Below are 21,710 nucleotides of genomic sequence, written 5' to 3' on the forward strand. Positions count from 1 at the left end.
CGCGACCCGGGCCGGATCGTGCGGCCCGGTCAGCCGGTCAACACCACCTGCAACTCCTGTCGGCGGCGTTCGGCCAGGTCGGTGAGCAGCTCCGGAGCCTCATCGAAGGGCACCACCGCCGACACGAGATGCGTGCGGATCCGATCACCGTACGCCCGCAGCAGGTCGACGGTCTCGGCCGACAGCCGCTCCCGGTCCCAGGTCGGGGCGAGCCCGCGCGGCACCCGGCCGATCTGGGCGCAGCGCAGCGACAGCCCGTTGTGGTGGAACTCCTCGCCGAAGCGGACGGCGTCCGCGCCCGCCTGGTAGAAGGCCAGGTCGATCACGGCGCCCTGGGGGCGCAGCAGGCGCAGCGCGAGCTGCAACGCCCACGCCTGCCCCCGGCACTGGAAGACGACGTCGGCGCCCCGGTCGCCCGCGGCGTGGTTCCACCGGGTCTTCAGCACCACCGCCGGGTCGTCGGCGGCCGGGTCGAGGGTCTGCAGGCCGAGCGCCTCGGCGACCGCCCGCCGCTGCGGGGTCGGGTCGAGCACCACCACCGACGCCGCGCCGTGGTGCTGGGCGAACAGGGCCGTGAGCAGGGCCACCACGCCGCCGCCGACCACCGCGACCCGGCGGCCGGCCACCCCGTCGCGCAGCGAGCGCACGTCGGTGCCGTGCAGGTCGGCGGCGGCGTGCAGCAGCCCGTTGGCGCAGATCGGGCCCATGTGCGCGACGTAGACGCCGAGCAGGGGGTCGAGGTCGTCGGGCAGCGGGACGAACCGCTCGGCGAGCGGGTCGGCGACGTGGCCGGTGCGGTGGCCGTACGTCATCGCGCCGACCGTGCCGACGGCGACCGCCGGCGTGCGGCTCTCGACCACCCGCCCCACCTGCATGTAGCCCAGCCGGGTCACCGGGTACGGGGTGCTCGCCTCCCCCGGCTGGAACAGCCCCAGCCCCGAGTTCCAGGTGACGTTGAGGTACGGGTTGGTGCCCTTGACGAAGCTCAGCTCGGTGCCGGCGGAGACCCCGCTGTAGAGGGTCCGCACCCGGAACGTGCCGTCGCGCAGCTCGTCGGCGTCCTGCTCGACCAGTTCGACCCGCCCCGGGCCGCTGACCACCACCACCCGGTCACGCATCGACGCCCACCCGCGTCGCGGTCGGCACGACGGCGTGGGGAGACGCGGCGGCGTGGGGGGACGCGGCGGCGTGGGGGGACGCGGCGGCGTGGGGGGACGCGGCGGGACCGGTCGGCAGGGACACCGGTCGCCCCGTGCGGGCCGACTCGGCGATCGCGAGGGCCAGCCGCTGGGTGCGCAGCGCCTCGGCGTACGGGACCCGCACGTCGTCGCCCACGCGCCGGACCGCGTCGACGAAGGCCCGGTCGACGGCGGTGCGGGCGGCGTCGGGATCGGCGGACAGGTGGCGCTCGCCGTCGGCGTCGCGGACGGTCAGGCCGTCCTCGGTCAGGCTCAGGGCGAGGCCGTCGGCCAGGATCTCCAGCCCGGCCCGGTGTTTCCAGCCCAGGACGCAGGCGGCGGAGACGGTGCCGACCGCGCCGGCGGCGAAGCGCAGGGCGGCGGTGGTCACCGAGTCGACGTCGGCGCCGTCGACCGGCGGCGGGGTGCCGTCGCCGTACGCGGTCACCTCCGTCACCTCCCCGACGAGCACCCGCATCAGGTCCAGCACGTGCGCGGCCTGCTCGACCACAGGGCCGCCGGAGCGGTCCCGCCGCGTCCACCAGGCGACCGGGGGCACCTTGTCCAGCCAGGCGCCGCCGACCATCCGCACCGGCCGGTCGGCGAGCAGCTCGCGGGCGTGCCGGACCACGTGCAGGTACCGCCAGTGGTGGCCGACGCCGGTGAGCAGCCCGCGCCGGGCGACCAGGTCGGCGATCCGCTCGGCGGTGTCCAGGTCCACCGCGACGGGCTTCTCCACGAACATCGGCACCCCGGCGGCGATCACCGCCTCCTCCACCGGCCCGTGCGCGAACGGCGGCACGCACACGTACACCGCGTCGGGGCCGGCGGCGAGCAGCTCGTCGACGTCGGCGAAGGTCCGTGCCCCGTGCGCGTCGGCCAGGGCGGTCGCGGCGTCGCGCGCCACGTCGGTCACGCCGAGGATCTCGACGTCGTCGAAGCCGTCCAGCACCCGGGCGTGGCGCTGCGCCACCCCGCCGGCCCCGACCAGTCCCACCCGGCACCCGCGCATCGGCACACCCTTTCGCCACGCTGTCGCATTCGCGCGATGCACACTCCCCGGTGGGGCGCGCAATCAAACGTTCACCTGCCGAAAACCGGTGGCGGCGCGGCCCGTGATCAAGCTGTTAGCGACAATCCGGTTAGCGTGCGGGCGGAATTGGGAATTCCGTCCTCCGCGTTTTCCGCCACGATCTGGGGGTGCGTCAGTGCGGGATGCAGAGGCGAGTGTGACACCGGTGGTGGAGGCATGGGCGACGTATCGGACCAGTTCGGCGGCCGAGTGGACGTCGCGGCGGCTGCTGCGCGCCAAGGGCGACAGCCGGGTCAGCGTGGTCCTGCCGGCGCGTAACGAGGAGGCGACGGTCGGCGCGATCGTGTCGACCATCCGCGAGCACCTGATGGACCGGGTGGCCCTGGTCGACGAGCTGATCGTGGTGGACTCCCGGTCGACGGACCGGACCGCGCAGGTGGCCCGGGCCGCCGGCGCGGAGGTCGTCGGCCAGGACGAGATGACGCGGGGGCTGCCCCGGCTGACCGGCAAGGGCGACGCGCTGTGGGCCGGGCTGGCGGCGGCCGAGGGCGACGTGGTCGCGTTCGTCGACGCCGACCTGCACGAGTTCCGCCCGCACTTCGTCACCGGCCTGATCGGTCCGCTGCTGACCGACCCGTCGGTCGACTTCGTCAAGGGGTTCTACCACCGGCCGCTGGTGGGGGCGGCCAGCGTGGAGGCCGACGGGGGCGGCCGGGTCACCGAGCTGATGGCCCGCCCCCTGCTCAACCTGTTCTGGCCGGAGCTGGCCGGCTTCGTCCAGCCCCTCGCCGGCGAGTACGCCGGCCGCCGCGACGTGCTGGAGCGGGTGCCGTTCGTCTCCGGGTACGGGGTGGAGACGGCGATGCTGATCGACCTGCTCGACCTGGTCGGCCTGGACGCGCTCGCCCAGGTGGACCTGGGTGAGCGCCGGCACCGCCACCAGGACACGGCGGCGCTGGGCCGGATGTCGGCGCAGATCATGCTGACCGCCTGGTCCCGGTTGCAGCGCCGGGGCTGGGCCAACCCCGGCGCCGTGCCGGCCGGCCTGCTGACCCAGTTCCGGCGGGGCGGCTCCGACGCGCTGCCGAACCTCGACCGGGAGATCGTCGTCAGCGACGTCTCGGTCGAGGAGCGCCCGCCCCTGGCGGAGCTGCGGCACCGGGTGCCGCGGCGCCGGGTGCCCGCGTGACGAAGCCACCGGTGGCCGGCGCGCCGAAGCCGGATGCCGGTGCGCCGACACGAACGGGGTGGCGGCGCGCCGGAGCGTCCGCCGGCGCGACCCGACGGCCCGCCGAGGGAAGGAATCCCGCATGAGCCTCACCGTCCTGATGAACGCCGGCCCGTGGCTGTCCGTGCCGCCGCCCGGCTACGGCGGGATCGAGAACGTCGTGGCCACCCTCGTGCCGGAGCTGCGCAGGCTGGGCGTGCGGGTGGTCCTCGCCTCCGTGGACAGCAGCACCCTGCCCGTCGACGAGAAGATCGCCGTCTTCGACGACGGCCAGTTCCACGCCCTGCAGCGGCCGTACAACCAGGTCTGTGGCATCTCCCAGGCGCACCTGGGCGGCGTGGTGCGCGCGCTGCACGCCCGCGACGACATCGATCTGGTGCACGACCACGTGGAGGCCGTCGGCCTGGCCACCCTCGCGGCGATGGGCCCGCAGGCCCCGCCGGTGCTGCACACCCTGCACTGGGACCTGGCCAAGCACCCCGACCTGTACGGCAACCTCGACGGCGGCGACCGGGTCCGGGTCAACGGGGTGTCCGCCGCGCAGCTGGCCCGCGCCCCCCGCGCGCTGCGGGAGCACTCCGTCGGCCACGTGCACCTGTCCACCCCGCTCGCCGTCGACGCCGACCGGCGGCCCCGGCCGGACAAGGGCGACTACCTGATCATCCTGGGCCGGATCAATCCGGGCAAGGGTCAGGACGTCGGCGCCCGGCTGGCGCGGCGGGTCGGCGTGCCGCTGGTGCTCGCGGGGCCGGTCGGGCCCTACCACCGGCCGCAGGACCTGGCCGCGGCGGGCGACGAGGCCCGGCAGAACCCGGACGTGCGGTTCTTCTACGACGAGGTGGCCCCGCACGTCGACGGCGACCTGGTCCGCTGGGTCGGCACGGTCGCCGGGCAGGAGCGCGACGACCTGCTGGCCGGGGCCCGCGCCGCGCTGTTCCCGCTGCGCTGGGAGGAGCCCGGCGGCACGGCCGTGGTCGAGTCCCTGGCGCTGGGCACCCCGGTCGTGGCGACGGCCCGGGGCTGCCTGCCGGAGCTGATCGAGCACGGCCGCACCGGGCTGCTCACCGCCGACGAGGACGAGCTGGCCGACCTGCTGCTGGCCGCGAGCGTGCTCGACGGCGACGAGTGCCGCCGGGAGGCCGCCACGCGGTTCACCCCGGCGGTGATGGCGCGCGCGTACGTCGGGCTGTACGAGCAGGTCCGGCAGACCGCGGCCCGCCCCCTGCAACCCGCCTGACGGCGGGGTAAGGAAGGGCACCCTGTTAACGCTTTCTGCATAGCAGGGGCCCCCTGCAAACACTGCCGACACTGCCGGCGCGGACCGCCCGCGTTTGCCCGGGGCGGTGGCGGGAACGCGTCGCGCGGCCGGCTGGGCACGCCCGCCCGGCGGTCGGCGGCTCGCGGTGGGCTCGCGGTGAGGAGGTCGTGGTGGCCGGTCCGATGGCCCACGCGCGGGCCCGACGCAACCCGGCCGACGGCCGGGCGCCGGTGCGGCGTGCCGCAGCCACCGTCGGCGTGGTCTTCCTCCTGGTCGGGCTGGTCGGCTTCGTCCCGGGGATCACCACCGACTTCGGCGACCTGCGCTTCGCCGGCCACGGCTCCGGGGCGAAGCTGCTCGGGGTGTTCCAGGTCTCGGTCCTGCACAACGCCGTGCACCTGGCCTTCGGGCTGGCCGGCCTGGCGCTGTCGCGCACGTGGGACGGGGCGCGGACGTTCCTGATCGGCGGCGGGGCGATCTACCTCGTGCTGTGGCTCTACGGCCTGGTCGTCGACCACGGCAGCGGCGCCAACTTCATCCCCGTCAACAACGCCGACAGCTGGCTGCACCTGGTCCTCGGCGCCGGCATGATCGCGCTGGGCGTGCTCACGACGCGCGACCGCCGGCCCCGCTGAGCGCGCCGCCGTTCCGTTTCACCCGGCACCACGCCGGGTACGTCCGGGTCACCCCGAGACGGAAACGAGGACCACGCATGCCGAGCCGGATCACCTGCGAGGTCCGCGACGAGTCGCCCGTGACCGTCGTACGCATCGCCGGCGCGCTCGACCTGGCGACGATGCGGACGGTGCACCGGGTGCTCGACCGCTGCCTCACCGCCCAGCCGGACGCGCTGGTGGTCGACCTCCACGACCTCACCGTCCGGGACGGGCTCGCGCTGTCGGTCTTCGCCGCCGCCGCCCGCCAGGCGGCCGGTTGGCCGGCGGTGCCCGTCGTGCTCTGCGCGCCACCGGCGCGAACGGCCAGCTGGCTGACCCAGTCGAGGGTGTGCCGGGGGCTGCCGGTGCAGCGGGACTGCGCCGAGGCGACCCGGACGGCGGGGGCCGCCGCCGCGCCCCGGCTGCGGGTCCGCCTGGAACCGGTGGCGGGCGCGTGCCGGCGGGCCCGGGAGCTGGTCGCCGACGCCTGCGGCCGGTGGCACCTGCCGGAGCTGGTCGGCCCGGCCTCGGTGGTGCTCAGCGAGCTGGTCGGCAACGTGGTCCGGCACGCCGGCACCCCGATGCAGGTCACGCTGACCCTGCGCCGGCCGTACCTGCAGGTGGCCGTCGCGGACGGCAGCCGCGCCGCGGCGCGCGCGGCGACGCGGACGGACCTGCGGGCCGAGGGCGGCCGGGGCCTGCTGCTGGTGCGGGAGCTGGCCCAGCGCTGGGGCAGCGCGCCGGTGGTCGACGGCAAGGTGGTCTGGGCGATGCTGCCCGCCACCTGACCCGCCGGGTCGCCCGGCTGCCGGTGGACGCGGTCGTGTTCACGGTGACGGAGACCCGCCCACCTGCGAATTGACCGAAATTACCGCTCTCGCCTGGTTACATAGGGAGAGGGGCGGGTAGGCACGCCCGTCCCTTTCTGTCGCCACGACGGGGTGAGAAGCATGCCCAAGCGGGTAACCACGGAGCCTGCCCGAGACCGAGGGCCCGCGATCCTCGCGCCGGCCCGCTTCGGCGGCTTTCCCGGCCCGGTCCGCCCGGCCCTGCCCGGAGCCAAGCTGATCAAGCTGATCGGGACCACCGACGCCAAGCAGATCGGCCTGCTCTACCTGGTCACCTCGTTCGTCTTCTTCCTCATCGGCGGGGTGCTGGCCTTGCTGCTGCGGGCCGAGCTGGCCCAGCCGCGCATGCAGTTCCTCTCCCCGGAGCAGTACAACCAGGCGTTCACCATGCACGGCACGATCATGCTGCTGCTGTTCGCGACGCCGCTGGTGTTCGCGTTCGGCAACTACATCGTCCCGTTGCAGATCGGCGCGCCGGACGTGGCGTTCCCCCGGCTCAACGCCTTCGCGTACTGGCTCTACCTGTTCGGCGGGACCCTGGTCGTCGGCGGCTACGCCACCCCGGGCGGGGCCGCCGACTTCGGCTGGACGGCGTACACGCCGCTGAGCCGGATGGAACACTCCCCCGGCATCGGCGGGAACCTGTGGATCGTCGGCCTGGCCATCTCCGGCCTCGGCACCATCCTCGGCGCGGTCAACCTGATCACCACCACGCTGACCCTGCGCGCCCCCGGCATGACCATGTTCCGGATGCCGATCTTCACCTGGAACATGCTGCTGACCAGCGTCCTGGTGATCCTGGTCTTCCCGCTGCTGGCCGCCGCCCTGTTCGCCCTGGCCGCCGACCGGCTGCTCGACGCGCACGTGTTCGACCCGGCCACCGGCGGCCCGATGCTGTGGCAGCACCTGTTCTGGTTCTTCGGCCATCCCGAGGTCTACATCGTGGCGTTGCCGTTCTTCGGCATCATCACCGAGATCATCCCGGTCTTCTCCCGCAAGCCGATCTTCGGCTACACCGGGCTGGTGCTGGCCACCGTCGCCATCACCGTGCTGTCGATGAGCGTCTGGGCGCACCACATGTTCGCCACCGGCCAGGTGCTGCTGCCGTTCTTCAGCATCCTGAGCTACCTGATCGCCGTGCCCACCGGGGTGAAGTTCTTCAACTGGATCGGCACCATGTGGAAGGGGCAGCTCACCTTCGAGACGCCGATGCTGTTCGCCGTCGGCTTCCTGGTCACCTTCCTGCTCGGCGGGCTCACCGGGGTCCTGCTGGCCAGCCCGCCGGTCGACTTCCACGTCACCGACTCGTACTTCGTGGTGGCGCACTTCCACTACGTGCTGTTCGGCACCATCGTCTTCGCCGCGTTCGGCGGGGTCTACTTCTGGTTCCCGAAGATGACCGGGCGGCTGCTCGACGAGCGGCTGGGCAAGCTGCACTTCTGGACGATGTTCGTCGGCTTCCACGCGACGTTTCTGGTGCAGCACTGGCTCGGCAACGAGGGCATGCCCCGCCGGTACGCCGACTACCTGCCCGGCGACGGCTTCACCACGCTCAACATGATCTCCACGGTCGGGTCGTTCGTGCTCGGCGCGTCCACGTTGTTCTTCATCTACAACGTGTGGAAGTCCTGGCGGTACGGGGCGATGGTGTCGGTCGACGACCCGTGGGGCTTCGGCAACTCGCTGGAGTGGGCGACGACCTGCCCGCCCCCGCTGCGCAACTTCGACCGGATGCCCCGGATCCGCTCCGAGCGCCCCGCCTTCGACGCCAAGTACGGCCGCCTCGTCTCCGACCTGGGCCGGGACCTGCCGCAGCGCACCACGAAGCCGCCGCAGAGCTTCGCCGAGGAGCTGCACCACGAGCGGCACGCGCCCGAGTCGCCGGCCGCCGAGGGCGCGCACGGCGCCCGGGAGGCCGTCGCGTACCAGCCCGCGCCGCAGTCGGGCGCGCGGCCGGTGGACGTGCCGGAGCCGGAGGAGGTGCGCCGGCCCAGCTTCGACGAGTCCGACGCCCCGGAGCCGGGCGGGCTCGGCGCGGAGCGGGCCCCGCAGGAGAACGAGCGGTGGCGGCACCCGCACAGCCGCGGCGACTCGACGGAGCCGTGAGCCCGCCGGGCTCCGGGGTGTGAGAAGGGCTCCCCTCTCTACCTCAGGCGTTAACAGGGGGCCCTTCCTTTCGCCTCAGCCGCGCTTCGTCACCGGTTCCGTCTCGGCCGGGCCGTTCTGCCACGGCGGCGGGGCGTCGGCCAGCATCGCCTGCCGCAGCCAGGTCAGCGCCCGCGACAGCAGCCGGGACACGTGCATCTGGGAGATGCCGAACCGGGCGGCGATCTCGGCCTGGGTCTGGTTGCCGTAGAAGCGCATGGCGAGGATCCGCCGCTCCCGCCAGGGCAGCCGGTGCAGCAGACCGCTGACGGTCACCCGGTCGTCGACCGACTCCAGCGCGTTGTCGCTCTCGCCGACCAGGTCGCCGAACTCGGCGGAGCTCTCCCCGCCGACGGGCGCGTTGAGCGAGGCCGGGCTGTAGCCGGCCGCCGACTCCAGGGCCGCGAGGATCTCCTCCTGCGGCGTCTCCAGCCGCTCGGCCAGCTCGGCGACGGTGGGGGCCCGGGACAGCTCGCTGGTCAGCGCGGCGGTGGCCTGCCCCACCTCCAGGATCAGGTCGCGCAGCCGGCGGGGCACGTGCACCCCCCAGGTGCGGTCCCGGAAGTGGCGCTTGATCTCCCCGACGATGGTGATCGCCGCGTACGCGGTGAACGAGCCCCGCTCCGGGTCGTACCGGTCGACCGCGTTGACCAGACCGAGGCGGGCCACCTGCTCCAGGTCCTCCAGCGGCTCGCCCCGCCCCCGGTAGCGGCGGGCGAGCCGGCCGGCGAACGGCAACGCGAAGCGCACCAGGTCGTCGCGGGCCTCCTGCCGCCGCTCGGGGGGCAGGCCCTCGATCCGCGCCGCGTACGCCAGCGCCGCCGCGTCGAGATCCTCCAGCCCCCGGTCGGTGGGGGGTGGTGCCGTGGTCGTGCTGGGCTGTCCGAACATCCGCGCCTCCCTCAGGAAGGTCCCCCGCCCGGGTCGGGAAACCGGACGTGCGCGTGGTCGAGCCACGCACCGGGCCGGAAGTGGGTCACATGACGGGATCCGTCGAGGAGCGGCGACAGCGGGCTGCGCAGCCTTGCCCGGCCGTCGCAGCCAGCGGTGTTCCCGCTCCGTAGGTACTCAATCACGCCGGCCCGGGTTCGCGAGGATGATTCGGCCGGTCGGTGCGACCGACTGGGCGCGCCGCCCGGGACGTCCCGCGGCGCGGCGGACGAACCGGTCAGCCGACCACCAGGCCGTGCCGGGCGCCGCCGGCCCGGAACGCCTCGACGGCGGTCGCGGCGGGCAGCGGCGGCGGGGCCGGCAGGTCGTACGGCTGGGCGCGGAGCACCTCGGTGGCCCGGCGGGTCGGCACCGTCGCGACCGGGTAGCCCCGGGCGGCGGTGCGGTCCAGGGCCCGGCGGCGGCGGCCGAACGCGGCCACGGCCAGCCACTGCGGCAGGCCCGCGAGGGCCGGCGAGCGCATCCCCGGCGACTCCGGGAGCACGTCCACGGAGCTGAACGGCTCGCTGCCGGCCAGCCACCACTCGGCGGCGTCGACGGTGCGCCGGGTGGCGTTCTCGCACCAGTACGGCACCAGCCCCGCCCGCACCACCTGCCACGGGTCGAGCAGCCGCCCGCACTCCACGACGAGGCGGTCGCCCGTCTTGCCGGCCCGCCGCAGCCATCCCCGGTACAGGTCGGCGACGGCGGCGCTGAGCGCCTCCGGCCGGGGGAAGAGCACCCGGTGCACGCTGTTGCCCCGCCGCCCGGCCCAGTCCCGGACGGCGAGCTCGAAACCGGGCTCCACGCCGTGTTCGGCGTAGCCCTGCGGGCAGGCGACCTCCGGGGGCTGCCAGCGGGCCCCGTCGCCGCCGACGCAGCGGAGCACCTGGCGCAGGATGTGCGAGTCCGGGTGGAAGTCCACCGGGTCCAGGCCGCTGGCCGGGGAGCCGGCCTGGAAGCTGTGCCCCCGTCCGGCGTCGTACACCGGCCAGGTGCGGGCGTCGCGCAGCAGCAGCACCGGGGCGTCGGGCGCGAGGCGGTCGGCGAGGAACCGGGCGTACGCCGTCGGCAGCGACTGCCAGCGCACCGTGAGGGAGACGGTCGCCCCGGACAGCGGGCCCCGGCTGGCCGGGCAGTGCACCTGGCGTACGTGCACGTCCGGGTTGTCGGCCAGCAGCCGGCCGGCGAGCGCCGCGCCGTGGTCGAGGGCGGCGTCGGGCCGGTCCACCGCGCCGCCGCTCCAGTGCACCGTCGTCTCGAAGGCGGCGGGCAGCCAGGGCACCCCGAGGGCGACCGCCAGGTGCACGGCCGCGCCGTGCGGCGAGCCGAGCACCACGCCCGGGTAGCACCGGCGCGGGTACTGGTCGACGATCCACCGGGCGACCCGGTCGGCGTCGACCTCGGCCGCCTGGTCGGGGGTGAGGGCCACCCGCCCGGCCGCCCGCGCGGCCGCGCCCCGGCGCACCGGCTCGGGGGCGCCCGGGAAGCGGGACGGCACGCCCGGGTTCCACAGGTCGGCGCAGTCCTCCCCGCGCAGGGCGCGCACCGCGGCGGCGACCATGATCCGGGCCGTGCTGCCCGCCGTCATCACCCGGTCGCCGGCAAGTCCGGCCCCGTCCGCCGTGAGGTCCGGGCGCACCGTGTGCGCCGGTCCGGACCCGCCTCGTTCGCTCACCACGCGGCCCGGCTTCCCGTCCCGATGGGGTCTAAACGGGGCGTCCGCCCTCGCGCGTGCCCGCTGGGCGGGTCGTCCGGAGCCGGACCGCGGGCCGGCCCTGGGGCGTACGCGCGGGCGGCGTGGCGGTCCCCGGAATCCCGAGACCGCCACGCCGCCCGGCGTGCCGTAGGTGGGTCACGCGCCTGGCCCGGGGCGGGCTACACGAGGTCCTCCGCCTCGACGGCGACCCGGTTGTCGAGCATCCGCCCGTGGACCCGCCGGGCCGCGTCGCCGCCGGCGAAGAGGCCGCGCAGGTCGGCCAGGGCCGGTTCCGGGGGGCGCAGCGCGACGGTCGGGTCGACCACGGCCTCCAGCACGCTCGGCCGGTCCGCCGCGAGGACCTCGTCCCACGCCGCGCCGACCAGCTCCGGCCGGTCCACCCGGACCCCGTGCAGGCCCAGCAGGCGGGCCCAACCGGCGTACGGGACGTCGGGGCGCCGGCCGGCCACCCCGGCCGGCGGGCGGCCGTCGCCCACCCCGGAGTTGTCGCGGTTGTTGAGCACCAACACGACCAGCCGGGGATCCGACCACTCCCGCCAGTGGTGGGCCACCGTGATCAGCTCGGCCAGCCCGTTGAGCTGCATCGCGCCGTCGCCGGCGAGGGCGAGCACCGGCCGGTCGGGGCGGGCGAGCTTCGCCGCCACCGCGTACGGCAGGGCGCAGCCGGTCGACCCGAGGGTGCCGCAGAGGTGGGCGGTGACGCCGGGCGGCAGCTCCAGATGCCGGGCGTACCAGTAGACGACCGAGCCGACGTCGACGGCGACGGCCGCCTCCCGGGGCAGCCGGGCGGACAGCTCGTGCAGCACGAGCTGCGGGTTGACCGGCCCGGCAGGCTCGGCGGCGCGGGCCGCCGCCGCCTGCCGCCACCGGTCCACCGACGCCTCCACCGTCTCCCGCCACGCCCGCCGGGGCCGGTCCGCAACGCGGGTCAGCAGGGCCCGCAGTGTCTCGGTGGCGTCGCCGACCAGCGGCACGTCCACCGGGTAACGGTTGCCGATCCGCCGGCCGTCGATGTCGATCTGGACGGTGCGGACCTGGCCGGGCAGCGGATAGTAGTCGGTCCACGGATCGTTGGTGCCGACCAGCAGCAGGGTGTCACAGCCGCCCATGAGCTGGGCCGCTGCGGTGGTGCCCACCTCGCCGAGCACCCCGGCGTGGAAGGGCAGCCGCTCGTCGAGCACCGGCTTGCCGAGCAGGCTGGCGGCCACCCCCGCGCCGAGCCGGTCGGCCAGCGCCACGATCTCGTCGCCCGCGCCGTGGCCGCCCTGCCCGACCAGGATCGCCACCCGGTCGCCGATGCCGAGCACCGACGCGGCGGCGGCCAGGTCGGCGTCGTGCGGCAGCACCCGCGCCAGGGGCTCCCCCGGCGTCGCCGACATCACCCCGGCGAACTGCGGGACCAGGTCGGGCACCGGGGCCACCTGCAACTCGCGGGGCAGCACCACGCAGGTGGGGCTGCGGGTGGCGGCGGCGGTGCGGAACGCCTGGTCCAGCACGGCGGGCACCTGAGCGGGGGCGCGCGCGTAGCGGACGAACTGGTTGCAGACGTCGCCGAAGAGGCGGCTCAGGCCGATCTCCTCGTGGGCGCCGCCGAGCGGGCCGCCGATGTCCTCGCCGACGATCGCCACCACCGGCTTGCTGTCCAGCTTGGCGTCGTACAGGCCGTTGAGCAGGTGCACGGCGCTCGGGCCCTGGGTGGCCAGGCAGACCCCGATCTCGCCGGTGAACTTGGCGTGCCCGCTGGCCATGAACGAGGCCGTCTCCTCGTGCCGGGCGGGGACGAACTCCGGGTCCCCGCCCGCACGGTCCAGGGCGGCGACGAGCGGGGCGACGGCGGCGCCCGGGCACCCGAAGGCGCGCGGCACCCGCCACGCCCGTAGCCGCTCCACCACCAGGTCGGCGACCGTACGCTCAGCCATGTGACCGGCCGGGGGTGCCGGCGTCGACGTAGCGCAGCACCGCGCCCACCCCGTCGGTCAGCTCGGGCGCCTCGTCCGGCGCGAGCACGGTCAGCTCGGCGTCGGTGCCGACGAGCGCCCGCACCAGGGCCGCGTCGGCGCGTACCCGCCGGGGGTCGGCCACCGACACGGCGGTGAGCTGGCCCGGGTCGGTGGCGATGTCGGTCGGCTCGGGGCCGACCCACAGCTGCGCCGTCGACGACGGGTCGTCCACGATCAGCATCGTGTCGACCTGGTTGCGACGCAGCGCCGACACGACCGCGTCGAGGCCCGCCCCGACGTCCTCCTGCACGCCGAAGCGGTCCAGCGTCGCGGTGACCCGCTGGTCGGCCACCTCGGCGATGGTCTGCACGGTGACGTCGTCCATCAGCGCCGGGTCCGCCCCGGCGTGCCGCGACCCGGCGTCGGTACGCACCAGCACGTCCTGCCAGCGCTCCGGCAGCTGGGCGGCGATCATGCCGGTGGCCCGCACGTCGCCGGCGACCACCACCACCTCCGCGCCGACCTTCTCGGCCAGTTCCACGGTGGCCGCCGCCGCGTCGCCGGCGTTGTGGTGCCAGGCCTCCATGGCGGCCCGCTGGTAGCGCGACTGCGACCAGCCGCCCGGGCTGACGCGGCGCAGCGGGAAGTCCTCCCGCCCGGTGACGTGGGCGCGGCGGGGCACCCCGCCGGCGCTGACGGCCACGGCGTCCGCGCCCCTGCGGTCGGCCAGCACCCGCACCCAGGCGACCTGTTCACCGCGCTGGGCGAGCAGCGGCATGGTGTGCGGCAGCTCCGACACGGTCGCCAGGTCCCGCAGCGGCGGGGCGGACAGGTACTCGGTGAGCACCGCGCGGCCCCGGGTGGCGAACACGGCGATGCCGTAGTCGCCCGCCATCGGGTCGTGGCCGCGGACGACCCGTTCGACGGCGTCCACGGTCGGCGCGTCGGCGCCCTGCTCCAGCAGTCGCCCCTTGAGGGCCCGCCAGCGCAGGTCCAGCGCGGGTCGGGCGTCGTGGGTGTCCCGGGAGGCGTCCAGGTAGACCGAGCACCACGGCCCGGGACGGTCGTAGAGCGGGCGCAGGAAGGACAGCTGCATGCTCGACCCCTTTCCGGCTCGGCCCCCCGCATACCCGCGCCGGTCGCCTTGTCACCTCACCCGGCGGCCCCGTACGCAAGCGCGCCACGAACATGACTCGCGTTCATTCATGTCGTTCGGCCGCGCCGCCGGATACGATCGGTGCAGCGAATCGGACTCTCCGTGGTGAACGACTCTCGGTGGTGGACAATGGACGGCGACCTCGACTACCGGCGGATCGCTCGCCCGACGCAGCGGATCGTCACCGGCCGCGTCGTCCGGTTGCTCGACGGCTATCCGCGTGAGCTGAAGATCGGCCAGCCCGTGCTCGTCGCCGTGGTGACGGCCGCCAGCGTGATGGGGCTGCTGCTGCTGGCGTTCCGTTCGCTGCTGTCCAGCGGCGGTGGCGGCGCCCGGCGCACCTGGAAAGAGCTGCGCAAGGGGCCGGAGTTCCTGGTCACCCCGCTGCGGCTGCGCGACTCCAACGACCAGCTGTGCGAGGTGGAGCTGCACGGGCACCTGGCGCAGAGCGCGCTGCATCCGGCCGACTGGGTGCAGATCACGCTCAAGCCGCAGGATCCGGACCTGCCGCCCCGGGTCGAGCAGATCGTCAACCTCACCACCGGGCAACTGCTGCGCCCCCGCCACGCCACCCTGTGGAGCCACCTCGGGCCGCCGCTGCTGCTCCAGGCCATCCTGGGCGCGCTGCTGGTCCTCATGGTCGCCGCGGCGATCCTGCTGATCTGAGCTTTGCGGCACCCGGCACTCGGCACCCGACACGGGGCACGGGGCGCGCCGGGCGGTCAGCCGACCGGGGTGAGGGGGCGGTCGGGGTCGGGCGCGGTGCGCAGCATGCCCCGGCGGGCCGCCCAGCGTTCGAAGACCAGGGTGGCGAACGGCGGCACGGAGCAGGCCAGCGCCACGAGGGTCGGCCACGTCCGCCACCGGTGCAGCCGGGCGACGGCCAGCACGAGCACGCCGTACGCGACGAACAGGCCGCCGTGGATCGGGCCGAAGATCTTCACGCCGATCTCGTTGCCCGGCGGCCCGTACTTGACGGCCATGCCGACCAGCAGGGCCAGCCAGGAGCACGCCTCGGCGACCGCCGCCGCGACGAACAGCTTCGTGATCTTCTCGCGCATCGTCTCCCCCACCGGTTGCCGGCCATGCTAGCCAGCCCGTCCGGCACCTCGTCGGCGCGGGGAGCGGAGGCGACGGGGATCACGCGGGCCACAGGTGGGTACGTAGAGGGACCTTCGGGTCTTCCCCCGGGCCACCGAGGCGTGCGAGGTTGGGGGAACCAACGGTGACAGGGCGGTGACCATGGGCGAGGAAGTCGGGGCGCGCACCTTCAGTCGGGAGGACCGGGCCCGCTACCGGGAGAAGGTGCACCGGTGTCTGGACGTCTTCGCCGAGATGCTCCGGGAGTCCCGGTTCGACGTCGAGCGGCCGATGACCGGGCTGGAGATCGAGCTGAACCTGGTCGACGAGGAGTCCATGCCGGCGATGCGCAACGCCGACGTGCTCGCCGCGATCGCCGACCCCAGCTTCCAGACCGAGCTGGGGCAGTTCAACGTGGAGATCAACGTCGCGCCGCGCCGGCTGGCCGGCACGGGCACCGCCGCGTTCGAGGAACACGTGCGGGCCAGCCTCAACGCCGCCGAGACCAAGGCCCAGGGCGTCGGCGCGCACATGGTCATGATCGGAATCCTGCCGACGCTGCGCCCTGAGCACCTGACCGCCGAGACGCTGTCGACCAACCCGCGCTACCAGCTGCTCAACGAGCAGATCTTCGCCGCACGCGGCGAGGACCTGCGGATCTCCATCAGCGGGGTGGAGCGGCTCGCGACCACCGCCGACACCATCACCCCGGAGGCGGCCTGCACCAGCACCCAGTTCCATCTCCAGGTCAGCCCCGCGCAGTTCGCCGACCACTGGAACGCCGCCCAGGCGGTCGCCGGCATCCAGGTCGCCCTCGGCGCGAACTCACCGCTGCTGTTCGGCCGGGAGCTGTGGCGCGAGACCCGCATCCCGCTGTTCCAGCAGGCCACCGACACCCGGGCCGAGGAGATCAAGGCCCAGGGGGTACGCCCCCGGGTGTGGTTCGGCGAACGCTGGATCACCAGCGTGTTCGACCTGTTCGAGGAGAACGTGCGCTACTTCCCCGCGCTGCTGCCGGTGTGCGACGCGGAGGACCCGGCCGAGGCCCTGGCCCGGGGCGACGTGCCGAAGCTCGCCGAGCTGCGGCTGCACAACGGCACCGTCTACCGCTGGAACCGGCCGGTCTACGACGTGTACAAGGGCCGCCCCCACCTGCGGGTGGAGAACCGGGTGCTGCCCGCCGGCCCGACCGTGCTCGACACCGTCGCCAACGGCGCGTTCTACTTCGGGCTGGTCCGGGCCCTCGCCGAGTCGGACCGGCCACTGTGGTCGCAGATGTCGTTCAGCGCCGCCGAGGAGAACTTCAACGCCTGCGCCCGGCACGGCATCGACGCCCAGGTGTTCTGGCCCGGCCTCGGCTACCTGCCGGTCACCGAGCTGGTGCTGCGCCGGCTGCTGCCGCTGGCACACCACGGCCTCGACCGCTGGGGGCTCGACCCGGCCGAGCGGGACCGGCTGCTCGGGATCATCGAGCAGCGCTGCCTCACCGGGCGCAACGGCGCGACGTGGCAGGTGGAGACGCTGCACCGGCTGGAATCCGCCGACCACCTGGACCGGCCCGAGGCGCTGCGCGAGGTCGTCCGCCACTACGTGGAGCTGATGCACAGCAACCGCCCCGTCCACGAGTGGCCGATCCCCTGACCGTGCGGTCCCCTGACCATCCGGGCCCGGCCCGGGACCGGGCGAGGAGCCCAGGCCGGCGGGCCCGCGCTCGGGGCTAGGGTGGTCCGGTGCCGAACACCGACGCGGCGATCGACGCCGCCCTCGCCCGGCTACGCTCCCTCGGGGAGCAGCTTCCCTACCCCGGGGACTGGCTCCCGGCCGCCCGCGCCGACTCGACCGGGGTGGTCCTCGCCGAGGACGAGGGGCTGTCCCGCCTCGTCGTCGACCCGGCCACGGGTGCGGTGTCCCTCGTCGACGCCGACGGCGCAGAGCCGGTGAACTCCACGCTGGACGCGCTCGTCGCCTGCGCGGAGGCGTACCTGGCGGCCCGCGTCGAGGCCGACGCGCTGCCCGACGACGCCGACGACGACCTCGAGGCGGTCGGCGAGCGGCTCACCGACCGGTTCCGACAGCTCGACCCGGCGTCGGTCGCCACGAGAACCGCTTCTGGTCGGTGGCCGCCGAGGAACTCGGCTACGGGATGACCTGACGGGTCGACCTCCCCCGGCGGCAACCCGGTCTGCCGGGTCGGCGATCTGACGGGTCGGCGCTTCCTGGTCGCTACGCCCCGGGCGCGTCGACCATCGCCTCGTACCGGTCACCGGCGTCGCTGACCGGGCGGTAGTCCTCGTCGGCCGCCAGTCGGTGCAGCGCCTCCAGCAGCCCGTCGGCCTCCGGCAGGTCGAGCGCCTGCCGCAGCCGCGCCCGTTCCGCGTCCAGCTCCGGCCAGTCCTCGCGGATCTCCTCGTCGGCGCGGGCCAGCCACTCCCGCAGCCGCGCGCCGCCATCGTCGCCGTACGGGACCGACGTCGCGTCGTGGACGCTGGAGAGCCCGACGACGAGGGAGAGCGCGGCGCGCAGGTCGGTCGCGATCAACCCGCCCTCGCCCTCCGAGCCGACGTACAGCACGGGCCGGGCGACGCCGTCGCCGTTGTCGTCGCCGTTGTCGTCGCCCACCAGCATGAAGGCCCCGCCCGAGGCGTCCCCGGCGATCATCTCCAGGGGCTCGCCGTTGGGCAGGTGCACCGCCTCGGGCGGCCCGTCGGCGGCCCGGTCCAGGTCGAAGTCGAACCGGCGCAGCAGGTCGACGATCCACGCCTCACCGGCGATCCGCCCCAGCAGCAGACTCTTGGCCCCTGCGGCCCGCTCGCCCCCTGCGCCCTCCTTGGCCCCTGCGGCCCGCTCGTCACCCACCCCGCGACGCTACCCCACCCCTCAGGCCCCCTCCCTCGCTCCTCCGCTCGCCCCGCTCACCCCGCTCGCCCCCGCGATCTTGCACTTGTGGCCCCCTGTTCGCCCGTTATCACCGTTATGCGGGGGCCGAAACTGCAAGATCGCGGAGAGCGGGGGCGCAGGCGGGGCGCGGGATTCAGGAGAACGGGGGGCGCGGGCGGGGCGCGGGAGTCAGGAGGGGGTGGGGGTGGGGGTGGGGGTGGGGGTGGGGGTGGGGAGGTCGTGGGTGGCGTGGAAGACGACCGCGCCGAGGACCTCCGCCGGGGCGCGGAACCTGTCGAGGCGCGCGTCGGCGAAGGTGACGTCGCCGTGGAACGAGGCGCGCCCCTCCGGGCCGCCGAGCCGGAACACCGCGCCCTGGAACGTGGACCCGTCGAAGCGGGTGACCCCGTGGAACTGGGCGGCCGTGAAGTCGGCGTAGTCCACCGCGCACCCGCTGAGGTCGAGGTCGACGAGGGTCGCGCCGGACAGCGACAGGCTCATGCCCGCCCAGTGCACCGCCCCGGAAGCCGGCCCGCCCGGCCCATCCGGCCCATCCGGCCCATCCGGCCCATCCGGCTCGTTCGGCTCGTTCGGCTCGTTCGGCCCGCCCGGCTCATCCGGCCCGCCCGGCCCGTTCCGCTCGTCGGGCCTGCCCGAACCGCCCGGCTCACCCGGGGCACCGGCCCCCTGGCGCAGGCGTGCGGCGAGGAGTCGCTGGGCGGCGCGGCGCAGCTCCACCTCGCCGGCCTGCCCGGCGGTCAGCTCGCCGGTCACGGGGAACGGCAGCGGGGCGCGCAGGTAGCCGCAGACGGCGTCCACCACCCGCTGGCGCAGCTCCGGTCGCGCGTCGCCCAACTCGCCGAGGACGCGCAGGCCGACCCGACGCACCTCGGGATCGCCATCGGCGAGCTGGCGGGCGTACGGCGCGACGGAGCCGTCGGGCACGAGCACCGCCGCGCCGCCCGGGGCGGCCGGTCCCTGTGCGCCGGACGGCCCCTGCGGACCGTCCGGTTCGTTCGCGTCGTCCGGGCCGAGTTCCGACGTCCAGCCGAGGGGCCAGCACATCGGCTCGTCGTCGGCCGAGCCGGCCCACCGGGCGTCGGTGAGGTCCACGGCTGGCTGGTCCAGGTGCACAGGCCCACCGAACCACGCCCCCCCGAAGGTCGCCTCCGCGCCGAAGCGCGCCTTGTAGAACCAGGCCGGGCCGGCGAAGCGGGCCCGGTGGAACGAAGCCGGGCCGACGAAGCGGGCCCCGTCACCGCCTTCGGTCCACTCCTGGTAGTCGCCCATCAGCACCGCCACCGGCCAGCCGGGGTCGTCCTCGTTCGGCTCGTCCCACTCAGCGGGCCGGACCTCCTCGATGGTGTCCCAGGCCGGGTCGTCCTCCCAGAACTCCTCCTCGCCGCGCCCGAACCAGGCCAGCCCGCCGAACGCCGCGCCCGCGAAGCTCGCCGGCCCCCGGAACCGGGCCCGCCCGAACACGGCGTCGGCGGCGAAGTGCGCCTCGTCGAAGCGGGCAGCTCCGTGGAAGAGCGCGCGAGCGAAGATCGCGTCGCGGGCGAACCGGGCCCCGGCGAAGGAGGTCGTCCCGAGGAAACGGGCGTCGTCGAACCGGGCCCCGGCCAGCACGCAGCCGCCCAGGTCGGCGTCGACGAGGGTCGCCCCGGCCAGGTCGACGCCGACGGCTGACGCACCCGCGTCGGGCCGGAGCAGCCCGGCGAGCACGCGCCCCGCCACCCGCCGCCCGTCGGCGTCCAGGTTGGCAGGACCGTCAGCCGGCGTACGCAGGTATGCGCACACCGCGTCGGCGGCATGCTGCCGCAGGTCGGGGTGGGCCGCGCCAACCTCGGCGAGCCGCCGCAGGGCGGCCTCCCGCTGCCCACCCGCCGCAGCCAGCACCTGCCGGCCGGCCGCCCGGCACTCCTCGACGCCCGCCGCATCGTCCACCACGTGACCCCCTCCACACCCGACGGCCGCCACGCGCACCGGCCACGACGCCGGGCCGGCCCCGACACGCCGGCGCAGGATAGCCGCAACGACCGACACCGGCGGGGGCACTGGGGAATCGGGACCTGCGCCCCGCCCGCCGGCACACGGTCGGGTCGAGAGTCGATGTCGGGCAAAGGTCGTGCTCGATCAGGGCAAGTGCGGAGGCCACCGGGCTTCGCGGTCACCGGGACAGGCCGACCAGCGTCGCCAGCCGCGCCACGCCGGCCGGCGCCGGGCGTGCCGACGCGACCTCGGCGAGCACCGTACGCGCCACCGGCCGGCACCGGACCTCGGCCGGCGCGACGCCGTCCGCGTCGACCAGCACCCGCCCGGCCCCACCCGGGTCGCCAACCCGGAGGTACGCCCGCGCGGCGTCCACCAGATACGCCGCGCGATACTCGGCCGGCAGCAGCCGCCAAGCGTCCCGCCGTACCACCTGCTCGTGCCGGACCACGGCCGCCCGGGCGTCGCCCAGCTCGACCGCCGCCACCACCTCGGCCAGCTCGACGGTGACCGGCCCGAAGCCGGTGCGGTGCGGGTCGTCGGCGGCGACCCGGGCGGCGACCTCGGCGGCCCGGCCGGTCAGCTCCCCGGCGCGGTGGGCGTCGCCGCAGCCGGCGGCGGCGAGGGCGGCCTGGAGCAGCAGGGTCCCGTGCACCGCCGTCGCCGCTGGCCCCGCCGGCGACGTCTCCGGCCCGGGTGGAGGCGCGGACGCGATGCGGTGCGCGGCGGCCAGCGCCGCCACCAGCGCCAGCCGGTCGTACCCGAGCGCGCGCAGCGCCTGGGCTGCCGAGATGGTCGCCGCCCCGGCCAGCACGCGGTCGCCGCCGGCTGCGGCCACCGCCCGGTCGGCGGCCAGCCAGCCGAGGTCGGCCTCGCCGAGCTTCACCAGCACCGACGACGCGATCCGGTACGCCTGCACCAGCAGCTCCGGCTCCGCCGACCGCACGCCCTGTGCGGCGTGCAGCAGCCTCGGCAGCAGGCGTATCACCTGGTCATACCGCGCGTGCTGGTACGTCAGCCAGGCGTGCCCCACGTGCCGACCCGTCTCCGCCACGGACCCCGTCGGGTGCGGCACGTCGTAGCGGGCGAGGGCCGCCCGGATCCCGTCGACCCCGTCCAGCCGGCCGGCCCCGGTCGACGGCGTCGTACGGCGCTCGCCGAGCAGCACCAGCGGGTCGACCCGCAGCACCTCGGCGACCTCCTGGATCACCGCGTACCGGTCCAGTGCGCGCACGCCCCGCTCGACCTTGTCCACCCAGCTCTTCGACCGGCCGAGCCGGTCGGCAAGCATCTGCTGGGTCAGCCGCCGCCGCGCCCGCCACCGGGCAACCCGACGACCGATCGGCTCGTCACCGCTGGTCACGCCGCCACCGCCGGTCGGGGACCGCCCGCGTGGTCTCCTCCACGGGTACGCGCTCCGCCTCGGCCACGGCGAGCAGCCGCTGCCTGGCCGCCTCCCGCTCGGCCTCCTCGATCCGCTCGCCTCGGCTCACCGTAGGTTCGTCACCACGCATGGGTGCCTCCGTCAGGGCGGCGCATCAGGGGCTTCGATGGCGGCAGATCACGCTGCTGGGGCTGGTACCACTTCCATCTGGACATACCGCTCCTTGCTGAGCATCCATCCTGGCGCAGCCCACTCTACTGACAGAGTAGACAGAGTAAGCACTGC

General features: G+C 75.2%; 19 protein-coding genes. 8 read left to right on the forward strand and 11 right to left on the reverse strand.

The annotated features are described in order from the left end of the window. Nucleotides 1–29 precede the first annotated feature (29 nt). A complete protein-coding gene (locus GA0070558_RS25140; protein WP_091284170.1) occupies nt 30–1,118 on the reverse strand; it encodes a zinc-binding dehydrogenase in 1,089 nt (362 codons plus the stop codon). Beyond that, nucleotides 1,111–2,190 carry a Gfo/Idh/MocA family protein gene (locus GA0070558_RS25145; protein WP_256092115.1) on the reverse strand — a complete coding sequence of 360 codons (1,080 nt, stop codon included), beginning with the start codon at nt 2,188–2,190 and terminating at the stop codon, nt 1,111–1,113. The genes GA0070558_RS25140 and GA0070558_RS25145 overlap by 8 nt, the downstream gene beginning before the upstream one ends. A 229-nt stretch (nt 2,191–2,419) precedes the next feature. On the opposite strand from GA0070558_RS25145, the gene GA0070558_RS25150 reads away from it, so the two are divergent. The 5 genes from GA0070558_RS25150 (at nt 2,420) to ctaD (ending at nt 8,307) form a co-directional block, all read left to right on the forward strand. Continuing rightward, nucleotides 2,420–3,400 carry a glucosyl-3-phosphoglycerate synthase gene (locus tag GA0070558_RS25150; RefSeq protein WP_256092120.1) on the forward strand — a complete coding sequence of 327 codons (981 nt, stop codon included), beginning with the start codon at nt 2,420–2,422 and terminating at the stop codon, nt 3,398–3,400. Between the two features lie 121 nt (nt 3,401–3,521). Beyond that, on the forward strand, nt 3,522–4,676 hold the full coding sequence (locus tag GA0070558_RS25155; RefSeq protein ID WP_091284174.1) for a glycosyltransferase: 1,155 nt from the start codon (nt 3,522–3,524) through the stop codon (nt 4,674–4,676). 203 nt (nt 4,677–4,879) lie between these two features. After that, entirely contained in the window at nt 4,880–5,332 is a 453-nt protein-coding gene (locus GA0070558_RS25160; protein WP_091284271.1) for a DUF4383 domain-containing protein, read from the forward strand. Nucleotides 5,333–5,409: 77 nt separating this feature from the next. Next, nucleotides 5,410–6,141, forward strand: a complete 732-nt coding sequence (locus GA0070558_RS25165) for an ATP-binding protein (protein ID WP_091284175.1) — start codon at nt 5,410–5,412, stop codon at nt 6,139–6,141. 162 nt (nt 6,142–6,303) lie between these two features. Then, nucleotides 6,304–8,307 (forward strand): aa3-type cytochrome oxidase subunit I, encoded by a 2,004-nt coding sequence (gene ctaD, locus GA0070558_RS25170; protein ID WP_091284178.1) that lies wholly within the window; start codon nt 6,304–6,306, stop codon nt 8,305–8,307. A gap of 75 nt (nt 8,308–8,382) precedes the next feature. Here ctaD and GA0070558_RS25175 read toward each other — a convergent pair whose 3' ends face one another. The 4 genes from GA0070558_RS25175 to GA0070558_RS25190 form a co-directional block, all read right to left on the reverse strand. Then, complete coding sequence (locus GA0070558_RS25175; protein ID WP_074473317.1) at nt 8,383–9,237, reverse strand: SigB/SigF/SigG family RNA polymerase sigma factor; 855 nt, start codon at nt 9,235–9,237, stop codon at nt 8,383–8,385. Nucleotides 9,238–9,514: 277 nt separating this feature from the next. After that, entirely contained in the window at nt 9,515–10,867 is a 1,353-nt protein-coding gene (locus tag GA0070558_RS25180) for a hypothetical protein (protein ID WP_091284273.1), read from the reverse strand. A gap of 287 nt (nt 10,868–11,154) precedes the next feature. After that, on the reverse strand, nt 11,155–12,915 hold the full coding sequence (locus tag GA0070558_RS25185; protein ID WP_091284180.1) for a thiamine pyrophosphate-binding protein: 1,761 nt from the start codon (nt 12,913–12,915) through the stop codon (nt 11,155–11,157). Then, nucleotides 12,908–14,032, reverse strand: coding sequence for a baeRF2 domain-containing protein (locus tag GA0070558_RS25190; protein WP_091284182.1), 1,125 nt, complete (start codon nt 14,030–14,032; stop codon nt 12,908–12,910). The genes GA0070558_RS25185 and GA0070558_RS25190 overlap by 8 nt, the downstream gene beginning before the upstream one ends. Before the next feature lie 189 nt (nt 14,033–14,221). Between GA0070558_RS25190 and GA0070558_RS25195 the strand changes: the two genes are divergently transcribed. Further along, nucleotides 14,222–14,758, forward strand: coding sequence for a hypothetical protein (locus tag GA0070558_RS25195; RefSeq protein ID WP_091284184.1), 537 nt, complete (start codon nt 14,222–14,224; stop codon nt 14,756–14,758). 56 nt (nt 14,759–14,814) lie between these two features. Here the strand turns inward: GA0070558_RS25195 and GA0070558_RS25200 are convergent, their stop codons facing one another. Then, nucleotides 14,815–15,153: a DUF3817 domain-containing protein gene (locus GA0070558_RS25200; RefSeq protein ID WP_043969534.1), complete on the reverse strand. Its 339-nt coding sequence runs from the start codon at nt 15,151–15,153 to the stop codon at nt 14,815–14,817. Nucleotides 15,154–15,334: 181 nt separating this feature from the next. On the opposite strand from GA0070558_RS25200, the gene GA0070558_RS25205 reads away from it, so the two are divergent. Together GA0070558_RS25205 and GA0070558_RS25210 are read left to right on the forward strand one after the other, a co-directional pair. Further along, nucleotides 15,335–16,813, forward strand: coding sequence for a glutamate-cysteine ligase family protein (locus GA0070558_RS25205; RefSeq protein WP_091284275.1), 1,479 nt, complete (start codon nt 15,335–15,337; stop codon nt 16,811–16,813). Between the two features lie 89 nt (nt 16,814–16,902). Beyond that, a complete protein-coding gene (locus GA0070558_RS25210) occupies nt 16,903–17,319 on the forward strand; it encodes an SUKH-4 family immunity protein (protein ID WP_091284186.1) in 417 nt (138 codons plus the stop codon). Between the two features lie 76 nt (nt 17,320–17,395). On the opposite strand, the gene GA0070558_RS33555 is transcribed toward GA0070558_RS25210, so the two are convergent. The 4 genes from GA0070558_RS33555 to GA0070558_RS33560 all read right to left on the reverse strand — a co-directional run bounded on the left by GA0070558_RS33555 (nt 17,396) and on the right by GA0070558_RS33560 (nt 21,555). Further along, nucleotides 17,396–18,028, reverse strand: coding sequence for a hypothetical protein (locus GA0070558_RS33555; RefSeq protein WP_091284188.1), 633 nt, complete (start codon nt 18,026–18,028; stop codon nt 17,396–17,398). Nucleotides 18,029–18,238: 210 nt separating this feature from the next. After that, on the reverse strand, nt 18,239–19,999 hold the full coding sequence (locus GA0070558_RS25220) for a pentapeptide repeat-containing protein (RefSeq protein ID WP_091284189.1): 1,761 nt from the start codon (nt 19,997–19,999) through the stop codon (nt 18,239–18,241). A 220-nt stretch (nt 20,000–20,219) separates the two neighbouring features. Next, a complete protein-coding gene (locus tag GA0070558_RS25225) occupies nt 20,220–21,404 on the reverse strand; it encodes a helix-turn-helix domain-containing protein (RefSeq protein ID WP_091284192.1) in 1,185 nt (394 codons plus the stop codon). Then, a complete protein-coding gene (locus tag GA0070558_RS33560; RefSeq protein ID WP_176734368.1) occupies nt 21,391–21,555 on the reverse strand; it encodes a hypothetical protein in 165 nt (54 codons plus the stop codon). The genes GA0070558_RS25225 and GA0070558_RS33560 overlap by 14 nt, the downstream gene beginning before the upstream one ends. Nucleotides 21,556–21,710 lie beyond the last annotated feature (155 nt).

Origin of the sequence: Micromonospora haikouensis (assembly GCF_900091595.1) — a bacterium.
In the GTDB taxonomy this organism is placed as follows: Bacteria; Actinomycetota; Actinomycetes; order Mycobacteriales; family Micromonosporaceae; genus Micromonospora; species Micromonospora haikouensis.

Coding starts and splice junctions, on each gene's coding strand:
- GA0070558_RS25140 (WP_091284170.1), bottom strand. CDS start 1,118: ATGCGTGACCGGGTGGTGGTGGTCAGCGGCCCGGGGCGGGTCGAACTG.
- GA0070558_RS25145 (WP_256092115.1), bottom strand. CDS start 2,190: ATGCGCGGGTGCCGGGTGGGACTGGTCGGGGCCGGCGGGGTGGCGCAG.
- GA0070558_RS25155 (WP_091284174.1), top strand. CDS start 3,522: ATGAGCCTCACCGTCCTGATGAACGCCGGCCCGTGGCTGTCCGTGCCG.
- GA0070558_RS25160 (WP_091284271.1), top strand. CDS start 4,880: ATGGCCCACGCGCGGGCCCGACGCAACCCGGCCGACGGCCGGGCGCCG.
- GA0070558_RS25165 (WP_091284175.1), top strand. CDS start 5,410: ATGCCGAGCCGGATCACCTGCGAGGTCCGCGACGAGTCGCCCGTGACC.
- ctaD (WP_091284178.1), top strand. CDS start 6,304: ATGCCCAAGCGGGTAACCACGGAGCCTGCCCGAGACCGAGGGCCCGCG.
- GA0070558_RS25175 (WP_074473317.1), bottom strand. CDS start 9,237: ATGTTCGGACAGCCCAGCACGACCACGGCACCACCCCCCACCGACCGG.
- GA0070558_RS25180 (WP_091284273.1), bottom strand. CDS start 10,867: ATGACGGCGGGCAGCACGGCCCGGATCATGGTCGCCGCCGCGGTGCGC.
- GA0070558_RS25185 (WP_091284180.1), bottom strand. CDS start 12,915: ATGGCTGAGCGTACGGTCGCCGACCTGGTGGTGGAGCGGCTACGGGCG.
- GA0070558_RS25190 (WP_091284182.1), bottom strand. CDS start 14,032: ATGCAGCTGTCCTTCCTGCGCCCGCTCTACGACCGTCCCGGGCCGTGG.
- GA0070558_RS25195 (WP_091284184.1), top strand. CDS start 14,222: ATGGACGGCGACCTCGACTACCGGCGGATCGCTCGCCCGACGCAGCGG.
- GA0070558_RS25200 (WP_043969534.1), bottom strand. CDS start 15,153: ATGCGCGAGAAGATCACGAAGCTGTTCGTCGCGGCGGCGGTCGCCGAG.
- GA0070558_RS25205 (WP_091284275.1), top strand. CDS start 15,335: ATGGGCGAGGAAGTCGGGGCGCGCACCTTCAGTCGGGAGGACCGGGCC.
- GA0070558_RS33560 (WP_176734368.1), bottom strand. CDS start 21,555: ATGCGTGGTGACGAACCTACGGTGAGCCGAGGCGAGCGGATCGAGGAG.